The sequence below is a fragment of the Streptomyces sp. NBC_01520 genome (assembly GCF_045040375.1).
Taxonomy (GTDB): Bacteria; Actinomycetota; Actinomycetes; order Streptomycetales; family Streptomycetaceae; genus Streptomyces.
Map to the genome: position 1 here is coordinate 7,857,118 of NZ_CP109404.1, position 18,307 is coordinate 7,875,424.

At 71.4% G+C, this 18,307-nt stretch carries 20 protein-coding genes; 12 read left to right on the plus strand and 8 right to left on the minus strand.

Translation table 11 applies throughout. The annotated features are described in order from the left end of the window. Positions 1–107: 107 nt before the first annotated feature. From OG524_RS35210 to OG524_RS35245, 8 genes are all read left to right on the plus strand, one after another. Positions 108–839 (plus strand): PIG-L deacetylase family protein, encoded by a 732-nt coding sequence (locus OG524_RS35210; RefSeq protein WP_405386075.1) that lies wholly within the window; start codon positions 108–110, stop codon positions 837–839. A 149-nt stretch (positions 840–988) separates the two neighbouring features. Next, positions 989–1,588, plus strand: a complete 600-nt coding sequence (locus OG524_RS35215; RefSeq protein ID WP_405812377.1) for a helix-turn-helix domain-containing protein — start codon at positions 989–991, stop codon at positions 1,586–1,588. A gap of 195 nt (positions 1,589–1,783) precedes the next feature. Next, a complete protein-coding gene (locus OG524_RS35220) occupies positions 1,784–2,752 on the plus strand; it encodes an NADPH:quinone oxidoreductase family protein (protein WP_405386072.1) in 969 nt (322 codons plus the stop codon). Then, entirely contained in the window at positions 2,749–3,939 is a 1,191-nt protein-coding gene (locus OG524_RS35225) for an acyl-CoA dehydrogenase family protein (protein WP_405812378.1), read from the plus strand. The genes OG524_RS35220 and OG524_RS35225 overlap by 4 nt, the downstream gene beginning before the upstream one ends. Further along, on the plus strand, positions 3,936–5,057 hold the full coding sequence (locus OG524_RS35230) for an acyl-CoA dehydrogenase family protein (RefSeq protein WP_405812379.1): 1,122 nt from the start codon (positions 3,936–3,938) through the stop codon (positions 5,055–5,057). Before OG524_RS35225 ends, OG524_RS35230 begins: the two co-directional genes overlap by 4 nt. A 211-nt stretch (positions 5,058–5,268) precedes the next feature. Beyond that, positions 5,269–6,129: a phosphatidylinositol-specific phospholipase C/glycerophosphodiester phosphodiesterase family protein gene (locus OG524_RS35235; protein ID WP_405386066.1), complete on the plus strand. Its 861-nt coding sequence runs from the start codon at positions 5,269–5,271 to the stop codon at positions 6,127–6,129. A gap of 194 nt (positions 6,130–6,323) precedes the next feature. Beyond that, positions 6,324–6,518 (plus strand): hypothetical protein, encoded by a 195-nt coding sequence (locus OG524_RS35240; RefSeq protein WP_405386064.1) that lies wholly within the window; start codon positions 6,324–6,326, stop codon positions 6,516–6,518. A 168-nt stretch (positions 6,519–6,686) separates the two neighbouring features. Beyond that, a complete protein-coding gene (locus OG524_RS35245; RefSeq protein WP_405386063.1) occupies positions 6,687–7,436 on the plus strand; it encodes a hypothetical protein in 750 nt (249 codons plus the stop codon). 13 nt (positions 7,437–7,449) lie between these two features. Here the strand turns inward: OG524_RS35245 and OG524_RS35250 are convergent, their stop codons facing one another. Both OG524_RS35250 and OG524_RS35255 read right to left on the minus strand, forming a co-directional pair. Continuing rightward, positions 7,450–8,088: an endonuclease gene (locus tag OG524_RS35250; RefSeq protein ID WP_405386061.1), complete on the minus strand. Its 639-nt coding sequence runs from the start codon at positions 8,086–8,088 to the stop codon at positions 7,450–7,452. 36 nt (positions 8,089–8,124) lie between these two features. After that, the gene (locus tag OG524_RS35255; protein WP_405386059.1) at positions 8,125–8,337 is read right to left on the minus strand and encodes a DUF6480 family protein; all 213 of its coding nucleotides are present in this window, start codon (positions 8,335–8,337) and stop codon (positions 8,125–8,127) included. 128 nt (positions 8,338–8,465) lie between these two features. On the opposite strand from OG524_RS35255, the gene OG524_RS35260 reads away from it, so the two are divergent. Further along, positions 8,466–9,704, plus strand: a complete 1,239-nt coding sequence (locus tag OG524_RS35260; protein WP_405386057.1) for an FUSC family protein — start codon at positions 8,466–8,468, stop codon at positions 9,702–9,704. Positions 9,705–9,766: 62 nt separating this feature from the next. On the opposite strand, the gene OG524_RS35265 is transcribed toward OG524_RS35260, so the two are convergent. From OG524_RS35265 to OG524_RS35275, 3 genes are all read right to left on the minus strand, one after another. After that, complete coding sequence (locus OG524_RS35265; RefSeq protein ID WP_405812380.1) at positions 9,767–10,027, minus strand: CDGSH iron-sulfur domain-containing protein; 261 nt, start codon at positions 10,025–10,027, stop codon at positions 9,767–9,769. Continuing rightward, positions 10,011–10,697, minus strand: coding sequence for a HemK2/MTQ2 family protein methyltransferase (locus tag OG524_RS35270; RefSeq protein ID WP_405812381.1), 687 nt, complete (start codon positions 10,695–10,697; stop codon positions 10,011–10,013). The genes OG524_RS35265 and OG524_RS35270 overlap by 17 nt, the downstream gene beginning before the upstream one ends. Positions 10,698–10,829: 132 nt before the next feature. Then, complete coding sequence (locus OG524_RS35275) at positions 10,830–11,792, minus strand: iron-containing redox enzyme family protein (protein ID WP_405386054.1); 963 nt, start codon at positions 11,790–11,792, stop codon at positions 10,830–10,832. A gap of 159 nt (positions 11,793–11,951) precedes the next feature. Between OG524_RS35275 and OG524_RS35280 the strand changes: the two genes are divergently transcribed. Further along, positions 11,952–13,316, plus strand: a complete 1,365-nt coding sequence (locus tag OG524_RS35280) for a PP2C family protein-serine/threonine phosphatase (RefSeq protein WP_405386053.1) — start codon at positions 11,952–11,954, stop codon at positions 13,314–13,316. 8 nt (positions 13,317–13,324) lie between these two features. Here OG524_RS35280 and OG524_RS35285 read toward each other — a convergent pair whose 3' ends face one another. Further along, complete coding sequence (locus tag OG524_RS35285; protein WP_405386052.1) at positions 13,325–14,344, minus strand: PHP domain-containing protein; 1,020 nt, start codon at positions 14,342–14,344, stop codon at positions 13,325–13,327. Between the two features lie 2 nt (positions 14,345–14,346). Then, entirely contained in the window at positions 14,347–14,790 is a 444-nt protein-coding gene (locus OG524_RS35290; protein WP_405812382.1) for a hypothetical protein, read from the minus strand. A 197-nt stretch (positions 14,791–14,987) separates the two neighbouring features. On the opposite strand from OG524_RS35290, the gene OG524_RS35295 reads away from it, so the two are divergent. Next, positions 14,988–15,656 carry a lytic polysaccharide monooxygenase gene (locus OG524_RS35295; RefSeq protein ID WP_405386048.1) on the plus strand — a complete coding sequence of 223 codons (669 nt, stop codon included), beginning with the start codon at positions 14,988–14,990 and terminating at the stop codon, positions 15,654–15,656. A 230-nt stretch (positions 15,657–15,886) separates the two neighbouring features. Beyond that, positions 15,887–17,518: an MFS transporter gene (locus OG524_RS35300; protein ID WP_405386046.1), complete on the plus strand. Its 1,632-nt coding sequence runs from the start codon at positions 15,887–15,889 to the stop codon at positions 17,516–17,518. A gap of 41 nt (positions 17,519–17,559) precedes the next feature. On the opposite strand, the gene OG524_RS35305 is transcribed toward OG524_RS35300, so the two are convergent. Beyond that, complete coding sequence (locus OG524_RS35305) at positions 17,560–18,141, minus strand: N-acetylmuramoyl-L-alanine amidase (protein WP_405386044.1); 582 nt, start codon at positions 18,139–18,141, stop codon at positions 17,560–17,562. Positions 18,142–18,307 lie beyond the last annotated feature (166 nt).

Below are 18,307 nucleotides of genomic sequence, written 5' to 3' on the forward strand. Positions count from 1 at the left end.
GGCTCCGGCTCGCGTCAGGGCCGACCGGAGCAACTCCGGCTTCCCCTGCCCCGTTACGCCCCCGCAATGCACGCGGCCCGGACCGTGCCCCGGATAGCCTGCCGGTCATGACGGAGCAGCTGGAAGCCATGCCCTCGGACTGGCAGCGGGCGCTGGCAGTCGTCGCCCACCCCGACGACCTGGAGTACGGATGTGCCGCGGCCGTCGCCGGCTGGACCGACGCGGGACGCGAAGTCGGATACCTCCTGGCGACCCGCGGCGAAGCCGGGATCGACACTATCGCCCCAGACGAATGCGCCCCGCTGAGGGAGCGGGAACAGCGGGCGAGCGCCGAGGCCGTCGGCGTCCGCACCGTGGAGTTCCTCGACCACCGCGACGGCGTGATCGAGTACGGGACGGCCCTGCGCCGCGACATCACGGCGGCCGTCCGCCGCCACCGGCCGGAACTGCTCATCACCCTCAACCACCGCGACACCTGGGGCGGTATCGCCTGGAACACGCCCGACCACCGTGCGGTCGGCCGGGCCACGCTGGACGCCGCGGGTGACGCGGGCAACCGCTGGATCTTCCCGGAACTGGCCGAGCAGGGGCTGGACCCGTGGGACGGGGTGCGCTGGGTGGCCGTCGCGGGCACCGACAGGCCCACACACGCCGTCGACGCGACACCGGGATTCGAGCGTTCGGTCCAGTCGCTGCTGGCCCACCGCACCTATATCGAAGCGCTGACGGACGAGGACCCGGAGGCGTACTGCCGTACCTTCCTGGCCGGCACCACCGGCGCGGCCTCCGAACGGTTCGGCGGCCGGCCGGCCGTCGTCTTCGAGGTCTTCGCCCGCTGAGGGCGCCCGTCAGGGGTGACGACCAGCTGCCGCCGTCGGACGGTGGTGACCGGCCGCCGCCCGTACCGCCGCACCTTCCGCGGAACGGTCACCGTCCATGCTTGACAAGGCTGTTTGCCGAATCCGCAATCATCGGCATGAATGGAGGCATGAAGGAACAGACCCAGGAAGACCCCGAGCTCGACGCCGTACTCACCGGAGTCGGCCCACGGCTGCGCCGGCTGCGCAAGGACCGGGGGGTGACGCTCGCCGCGCTCTCCGAGGCGACGGGGATCTCCGTGTCGACCCTCTCCCGGCTGGAATCCGGTGGCAGGCGTCCCAGTCTGGAGCTGCTGCTCCCGATCGCGCGGGCCCACGAGGTGCCGCTCGACGACCTGGTCGGCGCGCCGCCCGTCGGGGACCCGCGGGTCAGGGCGAAGCCGATCGTGGTGGGCGGGCGGACCGCGCTGCCGCTCACCGGCAGGCCGGGCGGGCTCCAGGCGTACAAGTTCGTCCAGGAGGCGGGCTCCTGCGAGTCGCCCGAGCAGCGCACCCACGAGGGGTACGAATGGCTGTACGTGCTCTCCGGCCGGCTGCGGCTCCTGCTCGCCGAGCACGACCTGGTGCTGGGCCCCGGCGAGGCGGCCGAGTTCGACACCCGGCTGCCGCACTGGTTCGGGCCCGCGGGCGACGGGCCGGTCGAATTCCTGAGCCTCTTCGGCCCTCAGGGTGAGCGGATGCACGTCAGGGCCAAACCGAAGCGCTCCTGAACCAGGCGGGCTGCGGCACCGGGAGTACTCGCGGCTGTCGCGCCCGGGCATTTCCGGGACGGCCGCGGCCGTGGCGTCCGGAGCGTTCCCGTACCGGCCTCGAACGGCATGGCCCGAAGTGTTCCCAGGCGAGCAAGCGACCGCTTAGTATGCCCCGGAGCAGTGGTAATGCCGACAGTGTTGTGGAGGCCCCTCATGCAGGCATGGCGAGTGCACCGGAACGGCGAACCGAGCGAGGTGATGGAGCTCGAAGAGACGGCCCGGCCCACGCCCGGCGACGGGCAGGTGCTGCTGAAGGTACTCGCGGCGAACATCAACTTCCCCGACGCGCTGCTCTGCCGCGGGCAGTACCAGGTCAGGCCCCCGCTGCCGTTCACGCCCGGAGTCGAGATCTGCGGTGAGACGGAGGACGGGCGCCGGGTTCTCGCCACCCCCGCCCTGCCCGACGGCGGCTTCGCCGAATACGTCGTGGCGGACGAGGCCACGCTGCTGCCCGTCCCCGACGTACTGGACGACGCCGAGGCGGCCGCACTGCACATCGGCTACCAGACCGGATGGTTCGGCCTCCACCGCCGCGCCCACCTGCAGGCGGGCGAGACCCTGCTGGTGCACGCGGCCGCGGGCGGGGTCGGCAGCGCGGCGGTCCAGCTCGGCAAGGCGGCCGGCGCCACCGTCATCGGAGTCGTCGGCGGACCGGAGAAGGCCGCGATCGCCCGCGAACTGGGCTGCGACCTCGTCATCGACCGCCGCGGCGAGGACATCGTGGCGGCCGTGAAGGAGGCCACCGGCGGGCGCGGCGCGGACGTCGTGTACGACCCCGTCGGCGGGGACGCCTACGCCAAGTCCGTGAAGTGCATCGCCTTCGAGGGCCGCGTCGTCGTCGTCGGCTTCGCGAGCGGAACCATCCCCACCCCGGGCCTCAACCACGCCCTGGTGAAGAACTACTCGATCGTCGGCCTCCACTGGGGCCTGTACAACACCAAGGACCCGGCCGCCGTCCGTGCCTGCCACGACGAGCTCAGCAAGCTCGCCGCGCAAGGGGTCGTCAAGCCCCTGGTCAGCGAGCGGCTCCCGATGGCCGACGCCGCACGCGGCGTCCAGCGGGTCGCCGACGGCACGAGCACCGGCCGTATCGTCGTCCTTCCGGCAGGAGGCACCCGATGAGCACCGCCATCGACGCGGCGGAGATCCGCCGGCGCACCCGGGAACTCCTGGCCGCGCACCCTCCGGCCACCACGGACCGCACCGACTTCCTCAAGGCCCGCTTCGACGCCGGCCTTGCCTGGGTGCACTACCCGCTCGGGCTCGGCGGACTCGACGCACCGCGCTCCCTGCAGCCCGTCGTCGACACCGAACTCGCCGCCGCACAGGCCCCCGACAACGACCCGCGCCGCATCGGCATCGGTCTCGGCATGGCCGCGCCGACGATCCTCGGCTACGGAACCGACGAGCAGAAGCAGCGCTTCCTGCGCCCCCTGTGGGTCGGCGAGGAGGTGTGGTGCCAGCTCTTCAGCGAACCGGGCGCCGGATCCGACCTGGCCGCACTCGGTACGCGCGCCGTCCGTGACGGCGAGGACTGGGTGGTCGACGGACAGAAGGTCTGGACCTCCAGCGCCCATGTGGCCCGCTGGGCGATCCTCATCGCCCGCACCGACCCCGACGTCCCCAAGCACCGGGGCATCAGCTACTTCATCTGCGACATGACCGACCCCGGTGTCGAGGTGCGGCCGCTGCGCCAGATCACCGGCGAGGCCGAGTTCAACGAGGTCTTCCTCACCGGCGTACGCATCCCCGACAGCCGGCGGCTCGGACCCGTCGGTGACGGCTGGAAGGTCGCCCAGACCACTCTGATGAACGAGCGCGTCTCCATCGGCGGAGCCCGGATCCCGCGCGAGGGCGGCATGATCGGGACCGTCGCCGAGACCTGGCGCGAACGCCCCGAGCTGCGGACCCACGACCTCCATCAGCGGCTGGTCACCCTCTGGGTCGAGGCCGAGGTCGCCCGGCTCACCGGTGAGCGGCTGCGCCAGCAGCTCGTCGCCGGACAGCCCGGCCCCGAGGGCTCCGGCATGAAGCTCGCCTTCGCCCGCCTCAACCAGGAGATCAGCGGGCTGGAGGTCGAACTCCTCGGTGACGAAGGTCTGTTGTACAGCGACTGGACCATGCGCCGCCCCGAGATCGTCGACTTCACCGGACGCGACGCCGGATACCGCTATCTGCGTTCCAAGGGAAATTCCATCGAGGGCGGTACGAGCGAGGTCCTGCTCAACATCGTCGCCGAGCGCGTTCTCGGCCTGCCCGTCGAACCGCGTAACGACAAGGACGTCGCCTGGAAGGATCTCGCCCGATGAACGCACAGAACGAACCCGCGCAGGCGCCCGACCTGCTCTACTCGGAGACCGAGGAGGACCTGCGGTCCGCCGTGCGCTCCCTGCTCGACGACCGGGCCGACGCGCCGACGGTGATCGCCGGGATCGAGTCCGACACGCCGTACGACCTGCGGCTCTGGGAATCGCTGGCCGCCGGGATCGGCGCGGCGGGGCTGCTGGTGCCCGAGAATCTGGGCGGACAGGGCGCCACCCACCGAGAAGCCGCCGTGGTCCTGGAGGAGCTCGGCCGCAGCGTCGCCCCCGCCCCGTATCTGACCAGCGCGGTCGTCGCGACCGAGACCCTCCTCGCGCTCGACACGCAGGACGGCCCGGTCGGTGAACTCCTCGGCGACCTGGCTGCGGGCCGCAAGGTCGCCGTCCTCGCCCTGCCGTTCGCCACACCCGCCGCCGACGCCGCGGCGGCCATGACGGGCACCCTCGACCGGACCGTGACCGGTGTCGCCGAGGCAGCCGCGGCCGACGTGCTCCTGGTGCCGACCGCCGACGGTCTCTACGCGGTCGCGACCGGCACCGGCGGTGTCGCCGTCGAGCCGCTCGTCGCGCTCGACCTGACCCGCCCCCTCGCCGCCGTCACCCTCACCGGGGCGGCCGGAACGCTTCTCGCGGCGCCGGGGCCCGCGACGCGGGCCGTGGCCAAGGGGCTGCTGAGCGGTGCCGGACTCCTCGCCTCCGAACAGCTCGGGCTCGCCGAGTGGTGTCTGAGCGAGACCGTCCGGCACACCCGCGAACGCCACCAGTTCAACCGGCCGGTGGGATCGTTCCAGTCGCTCAAGCACCGGATGGCCCAGCTCTGGCTGGAGGTCGTCTCCGCCCGCGCCGCCGCCCGGAACGCGGCGGACGCCCTGGCGACCGGCAGCCCCGACGCACCGCTCGCGGTGGCGGTCGCCCAGGCGTACTGCTCCAGGGTCGCCGTCCACGCGGCGGAGGAGTGCGTCCAGCTGCACGGCGGGATCGGCATGACCTGGGAGCACCCCGTGCACCTGTACCTGAAGCGGGCCAAGGCCGACTCGATCGCGTACGGCACTGCGGGACGTCACCGTGAGGCCGTCGCCGAACTCGTGGAGCTGGCGGCCCCGTAGGGCGGAACCCGGAGCGGGGGCACGTGCCCACGTGCCCCCGCTCCGGTGTGCCTACGCCGGGCACGCGGGTAACAGCAGGCGCAGCGCAGCCGACCGGCGGACGACGACCCTTCCAACTCTTGGCAGGTACCTGCCCTTCGGCCCGGCCCGGGCTCCATACTCGTCGCGTCCCCCCGCCCGCTCTGCCCGCTCATCGCTTCAGGGAGACCCCATGGCACACCTGACCCGCCGCAGAGTCGTCAGCACCGCACTCGCCACCGCAGCCGCAGGCGCCTTCATTCCCGCCCAGACGGCCGCGGCGGCGCCCGCCCGGCCGCGGGGCCCGCGCCCGCTGACCCACGCACACGCGCATAACGACTACCTGCACCCGCACCCCCTGCACGACGCTCTCGCGCACGGGTTCACCAGTGTCGAGGCGGACATCTTCCTCGTCGACGGCGAACTGCTCGTCGCCCACGAGGAGAGCGGCCTCGACCCGGCCCGCACCCTCACCTCGCTCTACCTGGACCCGCTGCTCGCCCGGGTCAGGGCGAACCACGGCACGGTCCACGCCGGACACCGCACGCCACTGCAACTGCTGATCGACATCAAGACCGACGGCGCCGCGGCCTACCTGGCACTCGACGAGGTACTGCGGCGCCACCGCCACATCCTGACCCGCTACAGCCACGGCCGGGTCCGCACCGGAGCCGTCACCCCCGTCATCTCGGGAGACCGGGCCGCCCGCGTCCCGATGGAGGCGCAGCCCACGCGGTACGCCTTCTACGACGGCCGGCTCGACGACCTCGGCACGGCGGCGCCCGCCTCCTTCATCCCGCTCATCAGCGCCAACTGGACCCAGAGCTTCAGCTGGCAGGGCATCGGCCCCTTCCCCGCCGCCGAACGGGACAGGCTGCGGGACCTCGTCGCAGCCGCCCACGCCAAGGAGCAGCGCGTCCGCTTCTGGGCCACCCCCGACACGGCCGGGCCCGCCCGCGACGCGGTGTGGACCGAGCTGCTCGCGGCAAACGTGGACCACCTCAACACCGACGACCTGGCCGGACTCGAATCCTTCCTCCGCCACCGCGACTAGCGCCCGTCGAGGGGAGGGTACAGACGCCCAAATCGGGCATAACGCCCTTTTTCTGGTCTCTTCCCTCCCGTCGACCTAGGGGCACTGTGCGTCAACACCCGTTCGGCGGACATGCCAGTCCGCCGGACGGCCTCCCCGCTGCGCCACACTGGCGGCCGAATGCCGCAATTCCGGCGCGGCGGAGGAGGTTGGCCATGGCCATTTCGATCTCACTGGTGCTCTTCCTGCTGATCCTCGCGGTGATCTTCCTGCGCAACGGCGGACTCAAGGTCTCGCACGCGATCGTCTGCGCGCTGCTCGGTTTCCTCATGGCCGGTACGAGCATGGCGCCCACCATCCACGAAGGGATCACCGCCACCGCGAACGTGGTCAGCGGCCTGCACCCCTGACCCACGCACGCCACGCACGCTCCGGGTGCGAGACAATCGACTCGATCGCGGCAGAGCGCCGCGCGGGACCCGCACAGGGCGGTACGGTCGCTGTCGGGCCCTCGCGCACGCTCGGTCGACCCGGCCAGGACCTGATCGCTCCTCGCCACGCACCTGGAGAACGCAGCAATGTCATTTCCGCAACCCGGACGGCAGCCGGGCGCCGCCCACCACGAACACTGCAACAGCGCCCTCTGCTGCCGCTGCCAGCAGCGGCAGTGGTCGACGCACCTCGGCAACGAGCGCCTCTGCGGCCCCTGCGCCGCCTGCTGCCGTGAATGCGGCCGGGCTCCCGCACCCCAGCTGGACGGCCTCGACGGGGGACTCTGCGCGGAATGCCGCGGACAGTGCGGCCGATGCGGCAACCGTCTGCCCGCGGAGGGCCCCTGCAGCTGCCGGAAGTGGAAGGAGCGAAGCGCCACCACCCCCGTCGGCTACGTCCTGCAGGCATTTCCGCAGCCGCTGCTCCAGGCGCTCGCCCACCGCACCCCCCCGTCCGTGTACGACCTGGTCCACCAGGAGCTGGCCCGCCGCACCCCCGACCAGCTCCTGGACCGGGTGGAACGGCGGTGGAACGTCCGCTGGGCCCACGCCCTCCACGAGAAGGACGAGGACGGCCGGCGCCGCTGGGCCCCGCAGGAGATCGCCGAGGCGCTGGTGAGCCCGGGCCGGTGCGCGGACCCGCAGTGCGAGGACGGCTACCTGGTCACGACCGACACCCCGTGCGGACAGTGTCTGCGCCCCACACACCGCTTCGTCACCGCGGTAGCCGACCGTACGGCGACCACCGCGCACGCGAGGGCCAGTGCCGCCCGGATCCGCCGGGCACTCGTGGAGGGCCGCTCCGTCAAGCCGGGCACGCCACGCCCCCCGCGCTGATGCCCGGAAGACCTCAGGACGCGGCGACCGAGGCCGCGACGTCCCTGTCCAGTGCGGCCCGCACCAGAGCCGCGGCGAGGACCGCGGGATCCCGGCCCTTCGTCAGCCGTGTCAGCCCCGCCGACGAAGTGGGCAGACCCAGCCGCTCCGCACCCTGCAAGGCCTTCGCGTCGAAGTAAGGGGCCGTCTCGGGCCACACCGTCTGCACCTCGCGCAGAAAGATGTCCGCACCTGTGGGACCCACCCCGGGAAAGCGCTGCAGCGCCTGGCGCAACGCTCCGGTGTCACCCCCGGCGTCCCCGCGAAGGCGCCGCACATCCCCGCCGTGTCCGTCGAGCAGGAGAACGGCGCCGTCACCCAGCTGGGTCGCGGTGCGTTCGTCGTACCGGCGGTACCCGCCCTCGCCCAGCGCGTCCACACGCCGCTGCCACGTCGCGTCCGCCATCCGGCGCGGGGTGCGCATCCCGTGCGCGAACAGCGCCCGGGCGGCAGCCACGGCGACCGAGGCGCGGATACGCGCGCTCAGCAGGTCGCTCAGCACCAGGAGCTGGTACAGCGGCTGAGGGGTGTCGCGCAGCCGGATGCCCGCCTCGGCCGCGTAGGTGGTCCCGTGCAGCTCCAGCAGCGTGTCCAGCGTCTCTCGGCCACTCATGCGCGGCCCCCACCACGTGCGGTTCGACGCGCAACCTCACGTGAAGCCGAAGATGCGGGCGATGAAGTAGCCGGCGACGACGAGCGCACCGAACAGCACGGTCGCGGCCCAGAAAGCGGGATGCTCCCAGATGCCGCCGTCCGGACGTTCGACGTGCGCCTCGCTGATGCACCCTTCGCCCGGAGGCGTCTCGCCGGGGGGCGTGAGCGGGCGGGCGGGCGAACTCGGGGGAATGTGTGAGACAGCCATACCTCCACCATCCCCCCACACCGCCGGGCCCGCACCGCGGGTACGCACGGGCACCCGGGATGCGTCCGTACGGAGCGTGCCTGCCCTCCCGACCGCTGCGACGCCCCGGAACGGGGCACCGTCAAGGAATGCCTGGAGTATCGGCGCCCGCGCCCGTCATCAAGCTCGTGCAGCGCACCACCGAGCCCGCCGCGACGCAGGTCCTGCGGTCCACCGCTGCGGCCGTCATCGCCTTCGTCGTGGCCCAATGGGCGCTGCCCGAGCCACATCCGGCACCCCTGACCGCCCCCCTCACGGCTCTCCTCGTGGTGCAGGTGACGCTCTACGCCACGCTCACCACGGGGATCCGACGGGTGAACTCGGTCATCGTCGGCGTACTCATCGCCAGTGGGTTCAGCTCCCTGGTGGGGCTGAGCTGGTGGAGCCTGGGTCTGACGATCTTCACTTCGCTGCTGATCGGGCGCTGCGTCAGAGTCAACGAGTTCGTGGTCGAGGTGGCCATCAGCGCGATGCTGGTGCTCGGTGTCTCGCAGGTCGCCGACACGGCCTGGGAGCGGGTGTTCGAGACCCTTGTCGGGGCGGGGGTCGGGCTCCTGTTCAACCTCCTGTTCGCGCCGCCGGTCTGGGTCGAGTCGGCGGGCGCCTCCATCAGCGGCATGGGGGAGCGGATGGGCAGCATGTTCCGCACCCTCGGTGAGGAGATCGGCGGCAACCACCCCGTTCCGAAGGCGGCCGCGCGCCTGCACGAGGCCCGTCGGCTGGACCACGACATCGTGGAGGTGGACGCCTCGCTGCGGCAGGCCGAGGAGAGCCTGATGCTCAACCCCCGGGTCCGCCAGGGGCTGCTGTACCGCGTGGTCCTGCGTACAGGACTCGACACGCTGGAGATCTGCGCCGTGGTGCTGCGCGTACTGACACGTACCCTGACCGACCTGGCCAAGGCACGTACCGAGGAGGCGCTCTTCCCGGAGGACGTGGCCGTACTCCTGCGGGAACTCTTCGGACAGATGTCGGACGCGATCGAGGGGTTCGCGGTGATGATCACGACACCGATCGCCGCCAGCGGGGAGGAGGCCGAGGAACGCCTCGCCGAGGCACTCGGCCGCAGTCGCGCGACACGCGACCGGGTGGCCGACCTGCTGCTCGCGAACGTCCAGGAGCATCCCCGGCAGTGGCAGCTGCACGGTGCCCTCCTCGCCGAGATCGACCGCATCCTCGACGAACTCGACATCGACAAGCGCACGGAACGCCTCGGTGAAGAGCTCGACCGCCGCTCGGCGGTCGTACACGAACGCCACCCCCGCATCCAGACGGTGCTCCGGCGACTGCGCGGCGCCACGCGGAACGGTCCGCGCGCGGAGGCCTGAGGGGGGTCTCCGCAGCCGGGTGGGGCGAGCGCTCCGGTCACTCCGGTGCAGGCAACGGCTCCTCAGCCCAGAGGTCGGTCCGGTCCGTCGGACGTCCGGTTCCGGCTGGGGCCGCTGCCCTTCTCGCCGTCCGTGCGACGCCGGTGGCTGGTGTCGCACCACGGGTACATCCGGCTCCGGCGGCAGGTGCAGACGGCCACGACGAACCGGTTCGACACGGCCACCGTACCGTCGGGGCAGGTGACTTCCACCGGCCCTTCGATCAGCAGAGGGCCTTCGCCGTCGACAGAGATCCTGCGAGGACGTTCAGGGACGTTCGGCACGGATGACCACCAGCTCCTCCGTCGTTTCGCTCCGGTCCACCAGGCCCGACTCCCTCAGCCACCGGAGTCTGGACCGCAGCACGGGCCCGAGGGGGACGCGCGCGCGGTCGCTCACCCGCGCGTGCAGACCGGCGTCCGACAGACGGCGCAGGGTCACGTCGCTCTCGCACAAGCCGGAGTGGACCATCAGCAGGAGGCCTCCGGGACGCAGTGCGGCCGGAGCCGCGCCGCAGACACGGTCGAGGACCGCCCGCCCGTCGCACCCGGCGTCCCAGGCCCGCGCGGGACCACGTCCCGGCAGCCGGCCGACGGGGGACGGCACGTACGGCGGATTGCAGATCACCAGGTCGTAGGACCTGCCGGGCAGCGCGGCCAGGAGGTCGCTGCGCTGCACGGTGACGCGCCGCCGATGCAGCAGCGCGTTCAGCCGCGCGGTCAGCACGGCCCGCCGCGCGATGTCCACGGCCGTCACCCGCGCCCCCAGCCGCGCCACGTGCAGGGCGAGCGCCCCGCTGCCCGTACCGAGGTCCAGGACGTCCGTGCCGGAGCCGATCTCCTCCCGGTCCAGGGCCGCGATGAGGAGACGTGTGTCGTGCTGCGGCGCGTACACGCCGGGGAGCGTCAGCAGCCGGTCCGGGCGGGCCGGTTCCTCGGTCAGTTCTGCGGACATCCGGTGCTCCTCGAATCCATGAATCGACTTGGTGCCCCCGCGCCGGTGCCCCCGAGCCAGCGCCTCCGATTCGATGGCACCGGCTCCGCGACACCGCGCACCCGTGGGAACAGGGCGGTACGAGTGGCCGGCTCAGGTCCGCCAGCCGGCCATCAGCCGTTCCCCGAGCCGGTCCTCCAGACAGGAGGTCGCGGTGATCCCGAAGGCGATGTCGGCCGCGAGCTCCGGTTCGTCATCGAGCAGCCCGCCGATGACGTCACGACGCACCACCTGCTCGTGCACCGCGTCGGCCTCGACGTGCTCCGCGTAGAAGAACTCCGCCGCAGGCCCCGCCCCCGTCCGTTTCATGGCACGGGCCAGGCGGCGGGAAGCAGGTGAGGAGGTGATCTCGACAGCGGCGAAATGCCCCACCAGTGCCCCGCGCAGCCGCCGGTGCAGGCCGAGGAGCGACATCAGGTTCACCAGAGCCAGCATCTCGGCGCAGCCGTCGTCCAGATAGCGGCCGTAGGTGCTGTCGAGCCCCAGATCGGTCATCAGGTCGGCGAAGAGCCGGGCGTGGACGCGATCCGCACGCCCACCCCCGAATTCGTCGTACTCGATCGCCGCCATGCCCGCCTTGGCCCGACCGCTCAGCCGCGGCAGCACCCAGGCGTGCGGATCGGCCTCCTTGAGGTGGTAGAGGGAGCGCTGCACCGCGTAGGCGCGCAGGTGCCGCAGTTCGCCCCGGTCCTGCAGGAACCACGAGAGCCCGGTCCCGTGGACCGGCTCCACCAGCAGGCCGGCCAGCACGCCGTCCAGATCCGCCGATCCCGTGGCGTCGCGCCGCAGTGCGGTGAGGAAACGTTCCTCCAGCTCGGCGCGAACGGTGAGCAGACCCGGATCCCACTCCAGTTCCGGACGTACGCCGGCAAAACCCCGGTAGTGCATTTCGTAACAGACGTACAGGGCCAGATGCAGATCGTCCCCGTACGGATCGGTGTCCCCGGCGGCGCCGGGATCCGGCAGAGGCGCGTTGCCGCGCAGAAAGCCGACCACACCCGTCGACACCGGGCCACGCGTTTGCGGAAGAGAAGGTCCAGTGAGTTGATCGGACATGGGCACCTCCTGCCCCGTCATCCACGGAAACCACACAGGCATCGTGATCGACTGTACGCCGGAGGCCCCGGGGCAGCCTTCCGGCGCGTGCCGGGCCCGTCGGCCAGACAGACAATCGAGAAAAGGGCGGGAACATCCGCCCCGCTCGAAGGAGCAGGCATGCGCGCTGACCGGGGTCGCCCCGACGGTGATCCGGCGAACGGTGACGACGCGTACGAAGTGGACCGGAAGGTCCAGCACGCGCTGGACCGGCTGACGCTGCTGATCAACGCGGCGGAGGCGCTGGCCAGCACCCTGGACGAGGAGACCGGCCTGCGCCGGCTGTGCCGCACACTCCTACCCGGGCTTGCCGACTGGTGCGCTGTCGACCTGGCGGACCGGCGGGGCCGACTGCGCAGGATCGTCGTCGAGCACCGCGACGCAGACCGCCTCTCGCCAGGTCTGTACGAGGGATTTCTCCCGCCGACCGAGGGCTCTGCCGCAGCCACCGCACGTGCCCTGCAGGGCGCCGGCCCGATACTCCTGACGGAGTTCCTCCCGCCGCACCGTGCCGCCGACCCGCTGCACGCGCGCGAACTCGAACTCTTCGACCACATGACGGCCGACACCGCAGTCATCGCTCCGCTGCGGGCGCGCCGTCAGGTGCTGGGCGTCCTCACGCTCGTACGGACCACGAGGGAGGCCCGGCTCGACGAGGACGTGCTCTCCCTCGTCGAGGACCTCGCCCACCGGGTCGCCCTGGCCGTCGACAACTCGCGTCTGCACTTCGAGGCCCAGCACACAGCCGAACGCCTGCAGCGTTCGCTCCTGCCCGATCTGCCGACCCACGGCCCCGTGGAGCTCGCCGCCCGATACCGGTCGGCCGTTGCGACGGCCCAGGTCGGCGGGGACTGGTACGACGCGTTCCTGCTGCCCGAAGGCGCCACCGCGCTGATCATCGGAGATGTGGCGGGCCACGACCTGCGCTCCGCGGTGACCATGAGCCAGATGCGCAACATGCTGCGGGGCATCGCCTGCGACCGCAAGGAGCCGCCCGGCAAGATCCTTGCGCGACTGGACGCGGCCACCCACATCCTCTACCCCCACCAGACGCTGACGTGCATCTACGCCCTCGTCGAGAAACAGGCCCCCGACGAGCCCTGGCAACTGCATTACGCCGTGGCCGGCCACCCCGCACCGCTCCTGGTGACCTGGGACGGCCAGACCCGCTTCCTCGAGGGCGGCAGGAGCATGATGCTGGGCGTCGACCCGGACGAACACCGCCCCGACGACACGGAAGTGCTCCCCCCGAACTCGACCGTCCTGCTCTACACGGACGGGCTCGTCGAGCGCCGTGACGAATCGCTGGACCGTGGCCTGGCCCGGCTGCGCCAGCATGCGGCAGCACTGGCGCGCGAGCCCCTGGGGACCTTCTGCGACGAACTGCTCGACGGACTCGCGGAGGCCGGTACGGACGACGTGGCCCTGATTGCGGTCCGTGTCGCCGCACTCGCCGCTGGCCCCGCCACCGCCACGGCGGAATGACGGCACGGTCAGCCGGCCGTCTTCCCACGGGTCCATTCCAGCAGCTGTTCCGCCGTCCATGAGGTGATCACGCGATCGGCCGGGACGCCGCACTCCGCCGCCCGCGCGCAGCCGTAGATCTGCCAGTCCAGCTGGCCCGGCGCATGGGCGTCCGTATCGACGGAGAAGAGGACGCCGGCGGCGGCCGCCCGGCTGAGCAGGCGGCGCGGCGGATCGAGCCGTTCGGGCCGGCAGTTGATCTCGACCGCGGTCCCCGCCTCCGCGCACGCAGCGAAGACCTCGGCGGCATCGAATTCCGACTCCGGGCGGGACTTTCCGCCCAGGAGGCGCCCCGTGCAGTGGCCGAGCACATCCGCGTGCGGATCCCGTACGGCCGTGAGCAGCCGCTTCGTCATCGCCGCCGCGTCCATGCGCAGCTTCGAATGGACGGAGACGACCACCACGTCGAGGCGTTCCAGCAGCTCGGGTTCCTGGTCGAGGGAACCGTCCGGCAGGATGTCGCACTCGATTCCGGTGAGGAGGCGGAAGGGCGCCCACCGCTCGTTCAGCTCCGCCACCACATCCAGCTGACGGCGCAGGCGCTCCGGTGACAGCCCGTTGGCCACGGTCAGCCTGGGGGAGTGGTCGGTGAGGACGGTCCACTCGTGACCCAGTTCCGCCGCCGTCCTGCCCATCTCCTCGATCGGGCTCCCCCCGTCCGACCAGTCGGAGTGCGTATGGCAGTCGCCGCGCAGGGCCGCCAGCAACGACTCGCCCCCCTGGGCGAGCGGTTCCGAGGCCTCCGCCTCCAGCCGCTCCAGGTACCCGGGTGTCACACCGGTCAGTGACTCCCGGACCACCTCCGCCGTCCGGGGGCCGATGCCCCGCACCGACTCCAGGGAACCCCGCGCCACCCGGTCCGCGAGCTCACCCTCGCGCATGGCGTCGACCGAGGCGGCGGCCGTGCGGAAGGCCTTCACCCGGTACGTGGCCGCCTGGGACCGCTCCAGGAGGAACGCGATCCGCCGCAGTGCGCCGGACGCCTCCACGGTCAGGGCCTGGCCGTGTGGTCGGGGTGCCCATGCGTGCGTCGGGCCTCCTTCATCTCGGCCTCGTACAGGTGCTGCCGCCCCGCCACGAGCTCCCGCCGCACCCGTGCCTCGACCTCGACGAACGGCCGGTAGTAGGTCGCGTCGTACGCCTCGACGATCTGGTAGGTCCAGCAGCCCGGGATGACGTTGCGGCCCAGGATCTCGCGCTCCACCAGGTCGGCATGGCTCGCGTGACCGGCCGTACGGAGCAGTTCCACGGCCCGGTCGAGGGTGAGGTCCGCGCCGCCCGTCAGCTGATGGAAGTCGTAGAGGCGCCCCCTCGCCCGCTCCACCGACTCCAGCGCCTCGGTCAGCGCGCCGAGCGCCTCGACCGTCGTGTCGCCGACGCCGGGCGGGCGCTCGTGCCCTTCGTCGCGTTCACCCTCGTCACGAGTTCCCGTCATGTCTACGACTGTGCACGCGTCCCGTGGGTCCGTCCTGCCGACGGGCCGATGGGGTGAGCCGCGGGAGCCGGGTGCGGGCCCGCGGTCCGAAGCCGCCGGCCATGTTTTGAGGCGGGTGGCGCGGGGCACAGGCCCTGTGGCGCGGGAGCGCTCCCACGCCATTCGGTCCCCCCACTTCCGAAGGTGGAGATCATCGCATGAATTGTCATGATCACATCAAGTTACGTCGTGTGATGCCGCGTGTGGGCGGTGTGCTCGTCGCCGCCCTGCTCTGTCTGCTGCCATGGACAGGCACCGCGAGCGCCCATGGCTCCGTCATCGACCCGGCCTCCCGCAACTACGGCTGCTGGCTGCGCTGGGGCAGCGACTTCCAGAACCCGGCCATGGCACAGGAGGACCCCATGTGCTGGCAGGCATGGCAGGCCGACCCCAACGCCATGTGGAACTGGAACGGGCTGTACCGCAACGGCTCCGGCGGCGACTTCCCGGCAGCCGTGCCGGACGGCCAGCTGTGCAGCGGCGGCCGGACCGAAGGCGGCCGCTACAACTCCCTGGACACCGTGGGTGCCTGGAAGACCACGGACATTGGCGGCGACTTCACCGTCAAGCTGTACGACCAGGCCAGTCACGGCGCCGACTACTTCCAGGTCTACGTCACCCAAGAGGGCTTTGACCCCGCCACCGAGCCGCTGACGTGGGGAGACCTCCAGCTGGTCGCGGAGACCGGCAGCTACGGCCCCAGCCAGAACTACGAGATCCCGGTGAGCACCTCCGGCCTCAGCGGCCGTCACGTGGTGTACACCATCTGGCAGGCCTCGCACATGGACCAGACGTACTTCCTGTGCAGTGACGTGAACTTCGTCTGACGCACCTGTCCCGCCGGATCCCCCTGTCCGGCAGGACTCCGCGCGCGGATCCCCCTGTCCGGCAGGACTCCGCGCGCGGATCCCGCCGTCCGGCGGGGTCCGCGCCGCCCCGTCGGCGGTGAGCGGGGCGGTCCGGGTCCGATTGGCGAGGAACGCCCGTTCGGCCTACGGTCGATGGGTGAACGCTCCCGTTCACTCAAGGCTCGGACGGCCCGAATCGCGGTAACTCGATGACGGAATCACCGGCGAAAACCTCGACCCTTGCCGAATCTCCGGAGCGGGGCCACGGCAAGGGAATCGCTCTTCTCGTCATTGCCTCCTGCCAGCTGATGGTGGTCCTCGACATCACCATCGTGAACATCGCGCTTCCGGACATCCAGACCACGCTGGGCTTCTCGACCGAGAGCCTGTCCTGGGTGATCAACGCCTACACGCTGACCTTCGGTGGACTGCTCCTGCTCGGCGGCCGGCTGGGCGACATCCTCGGGCGCCGCAGAGTCTTCATCTTCGGCGTCCTGCTCTTCGTGTTCGCCTCGCTCCTGGGCGGACTCTCCCAGGAATCCTGGCAGTTGCTCGCTGCGCGCGCCCTGCAGGGCGTCGGCGGTGCGATCGCCTCCCCGACCGCGCTCTCGCTCATCACCACGACCTTCCGCGAAGGCCCGGAACGGAACAGGGCGTTCGGCGTGTTCGCCGCCGTCTCCGCCGGCGGCAGCGCGATCGGACTGCTCGCGGGCGGCGTCCTGGTGGAGTGGCTCGACTGGCGATGGGTCTTCTTCGTCAACGTGCCCATCGGACTGCTGATCGCCGTCGCGACACCCCGGTACATCAAGGAGTCCGAACGCCATCCGGGCCACTTCGACATCCTCGGCGCGCTCACCTCCACCATCGGCATGGTGCTCCTCGTCTACGGCTTCATCCGTGCTTCGGAGGACGGCTGGAGCGACAGCCTGACCATCGGATCCTTCCTCGCGGCCATCGTGTTCCTGGGATTGTTCCTCGCCGTCGAGAGCCGGTCGAAGCAGCCCATCACCCCCTTGAAGATGTTCCGCGACCGCAATCGCGCAGGCACTTACGGAATCATGCTGAGCCTGGCGGCGGCCATGTTCGGCATGTTCTTCTTCCTGACGCTCTTCGTGCAGAACGTCCTGGACTTCAGCCCGCTGCGGGCCGGGCTCGCCTTCCTCCCCGTGAGCGCGGTCATCGCGGTCAGCGCGGGAATCGCCTCGAAACTGCTGCCCAGGTGGGGCCCGAAACCCTTCATGGTGGTGGGCGCGGTCCTGGCGGCGCTGGGGCTCGGCTGGCTCACGCTGACCGACATCCACAGCACCTACCTGGGGAGCATCCTGGGCCCCACACTGGTCTTCGGCTTCGGCATGGGCATGCAGTTCGTGTCGGTGACGCTGATGGCGGTCTCCGGAGTGGTCCCCCGGGAGGCGGGAGCCGCGTCCGGGGTCCTCAACGCCACCCAGCAGGTGGGCGGATCGCTGGGCCTGTCCATCCTGGTCACGGTCTTCGGTACGGCCAGCCGCAACGAGGCCACCGAACAGGTGCCCCGCTTCCTGGCCGAGGCGACCCCCGCCCAGCAGCTGGAGTTCCGCAGGACCGGCGAACTCCCCGCCCCCTGGGGCGACCAGGTGCTCACCTCGGGAGTGTCCAGCGCGTTCGTCGTCGCCGCCGTCATGGCCGTCATCGCCGCGCTGATCGCCCTGCTGGTCATCCAGGTACGCGCGGGAGACCTGGAACGACTGCGCGGCGGAGCGGTGCCGCCGGCCGTGGACGGGGAGGACGTACCGGAAGGCGCCACGGGCGAAGCGGCCCCGGTACGCGACGGCCGGGGCGGGGACGCGGGTCCGGCCGGCTGACGACGCCGTAGTGGGTCTTCCCGCGCCCGGGAGCGGGAAGATCAGAGCAGGTTGACGAGGCGGATGTAGCGCACCCAGTCCCAGTTCACCCCGGGATCCGTGTGGTCACTCCCCGGGACCTCGTGGTGTCCGATGATGTGGGCGCGGTCCTTGGGCAGGCCGTAGCGGTCGCAGATGTCCGCGGTGAGCCGGGCCGACCGCTCGTACATCGTGTGGGTGAAGTACGCGGGCTCGTCCACCCAGCCCTCGTGCTCGATGCCGATGCTGCGGGTGTTGTAGTCCCAGTTCCCCGCATGCCAGGCGATGTGCTCCTCGCGCACGCACTGGGCCACGAAGCCGTCCCCCGAGCGCACCACGTAGTGGGCGGAGACCTGCTTGGCCGGATTCCGGAAGATGTCGACCGTTTCGGTGAACGTCTGCTGGGCGACGTGGACGATCACGAAGTCGACCGGAAACGACGAAGGGCGGCTCGACATCGTGTAGTTGGACGGGGACGCGGGAGTCCATTGGGCCGACGGATAGTCCGTGCCGGCCGTGGAGGAGGCCACCGCGCGGGCCGAGGCCGGGAGAAGGGCCACGGCGGCGGTGGCCGCCGCGCCCTGCAGGATCCTTCTGCGCCGCATCGACTCCCCCTCGTACGGGCGACGTCAGCACACCGGGCCGCGTCGCCCCGCGCGGCCGGGTAACGCCTCACCCTACGGGGTGCGCCACGCATGGTGAAGGCGTGGCGTGGCGTGGCGTGCCGGAGCCGCGGCACACGCGATCGCCGGGCACGGCACGCGAGACGTG

Coding starts and splice junctions, on each gene's coding strand:
- OG524_RS35240 (WP_405386064.1), top strand. CDS start 6,324: ATGGCCATTTCGATCTCACTGGTGCTCTTCCTGCTGATCCTCGCGGTG.
- OG524_RS35235 (WP_405386066.1), top strand. CDS start 5,269: ATGGCACACCTGACCCGCCGCAGAGTCGTCAGCACCGCACTCGCCACC.
- OG524_RS35270 (WP_405812381.1), bottom strand. CDS start 10,697: ATGTCCGCAGAACTGACCGAGGAACCGGCCCGCCCGGACCGGCTGCTG.
- OG524_RS35245 (WP_405386063.1), top strand. CDS start 6,687: ATGTCATTTCCGCAACCCGGACGGCAGCCGGGCGCCGCCCACCACGAA.
- OG524_RS35275 (WP_405386054.1), bottom strand. CDS start 11,792: ATGTCCGATCAACTCACTGGACCTTCTCTTCCGCAAACGCGTGGCCCG.
- OG524_RS35290 (WP_405812382.1), bottom strand. CDS start 14,790: ATGACGGGAACTCGTGACGAGGGTGAACGCGACGAAGGGCACGAGCGC.
- OG524_RS35215 (WP_405812377.1), top strand. CDS start 989: ATGAAGGAACAGACCCAGGAAGACCCCGAGCTCGACGCCGTACTCACC.
- OG524_RS35250 (WP_405386061.1), bottom strand. CDS start 8,088: ATGAGTGGCCGAGAGACGCTGGACACGCTGCTGGAGCTGCACGGGACC.
- OG524_RS35295 (WP_405386048.1), top strand. CDS start 14,988: ATGAATTGTCATGATCACATCAAGTTACGTCGTGTGATGCCGCGTGTG.
- OG524_RS35300 (WP_405386046.1), top strand. CDS start 15,887: ATGACGGAATCACCGGCGAAAACCTCGACCCTTGCCGAATCTCCGGAG.
- OG524_RS35230 (WP_405812379.1), top strand. CDS start 3,936: ATGAACGCACAGAACGAACCCGCGCAGGCGCCCGACCTGCTCTACTCG.
- OG524_RS35305 (WP_405386044.1), bottom strand. CDS start 18,141: ATGCGGCGCAGAAGGATCCTGCAGGGCGCGGCGGCCACCGCCGCCGTG.
- OG524_RS35210 (WP_405386075.1), top strand. CDS start 108: ATGACGGAGCAGCTGGAAGCCATGCCCTCGGACTGGCAGCGGGCGCTG.
- OG524_RS35255 (WP_405386059.1), bottom strand. CDS start 8,337: ATGGCTGTCTCACACATTCCCCCGAGTTCGCCCGCCCGCCCGCTCACG.
- OG524_RS35220 (WP_405386072.1), top strand. CDS start 1,784: ATGCAGGCATGGCGAGTGCACCGGAACGGCGAACCGAGCGAGGTGATG.
- OG524_RS35280 (WP_405386053.1), top strand. CDS start 11,952: ATGCGCGCTGACCGGGGTCGCCCCGACGGTGATCCGGCGAACGGTGAC.
- OG524_RS35260 (WP_405386057.1), top strand. CDS start 8,466: ATGCCTGGAGTATCGGCGCCCGCGCCCGTCATCAAGCTCGTGCAGCGC.
- OG524_RS35225 (WP_405812378.1), top strand. CDS start 2,749: ATGAGCACCGCCATCGACGCGGCGGAGATCCGCCGGCGCACCCGGGAA.